The organism is Herbivorax alkaliphila, from assembly GCF_030848475.1.
Classification (GTDB): domain Bacteria; phylum Bacillota; class Clostridia; order Acetivibrionales; family Acetivibrionaceae; genus Herbivorax.
The window spans coordinates 1-829 of the sequence record NZ_JAVDDS010000153.1; the positions used below are offsets into that span (position 1 = coordinate 1).

Annotated in this window: 1 protein-coding gene and 1 pseudogene; one reads left to right on the forward strand and one right to left on the reverse strand. The window is 28.2% G+C overall.

The annotated features are described in order from the left end of the window. Nucleotides 1-368, forward strand: a 368-nt coding sequence (locus tag RBH29_RS17800; RefSeq protein WP_306698353.1) for a hypothetical protein, incomplete at its 5' end; no start/stop codon positions are given. A 268-nt stretch (nt 369-636) separates the two neighbouring features. Here the strand turns inward: RBH29_RS17800 and RBH29_RS17805 are convergent. Further along, nucleotides 637-829: pseudogene (locus tag RBH29_RS17805) on the reverse strand (hypothetical protein); the annotation flags it as partial.

The following is an 829-nucleotide window of genomic DNA, read 5'->3' on the forward strand; positions in this document are numbered from 1 at the left end:
GATTTTCTATGGAGATTTACGATCAATTAGAGTTGGCTCTATTAAATAAAAATTTAGATTTATTTTTCAAAATAATGGAGCAGATTTCTGAAGAAGAGTTAATATTTAGATATGATAAAATGATTAAGCGTTACAAAGAGCATATTAAATCATATACAATTAGTGATGATGTGTGGAATGCTATTGATTTCCATATTAACAGATTAACGTTTAATGTTGAGTGTGATTTTAATCAAATTGATTTTTGGGAAGCTGTTGAAAATTCTGATAAAGAAGATAGAATAAAAGAAATCATGATGTTATTATTTAAACCACAATTACCAAAGGATTACAGTCAACGTTTTATGAATATTTTAAAGAAAAAATAAGAAGAAGCACGGTGTAGGTTGCAATAATTCAATCGGGCTAAAATATGCACCAACATTTAACAAATAAAGCAAGTGTCCCATACAAATTTATACTTTTAAAAACAATAATAACTCATGCAAAAAAACAAGCACTTTGGTAATTAAAACCAAGATGCTTGTTTTTTGCATAACAAAATAAGGTATTTAAAAAGCTGTAACTTTTAGGCAGCTTTTTTGTAGCTGTGATAAAGTCCTCCAAGAATTGGCTTTGAAACTAATTTAGTATTTTTCACCTTACTTTCTGGAGGCTTGTCCTATAAAATTGGAGTTTGCCAGTTAATGTCTTGATGTGTCCTGACAGGATGATAAAATACTCCAAATGTTTCTGATAAAATGGAATAATATGATTTAATAACTCAGATCTCAATATACCTACTACTATTTCACAAATTCCATTTTGTCTGGTTGATTTTATTCCTGTT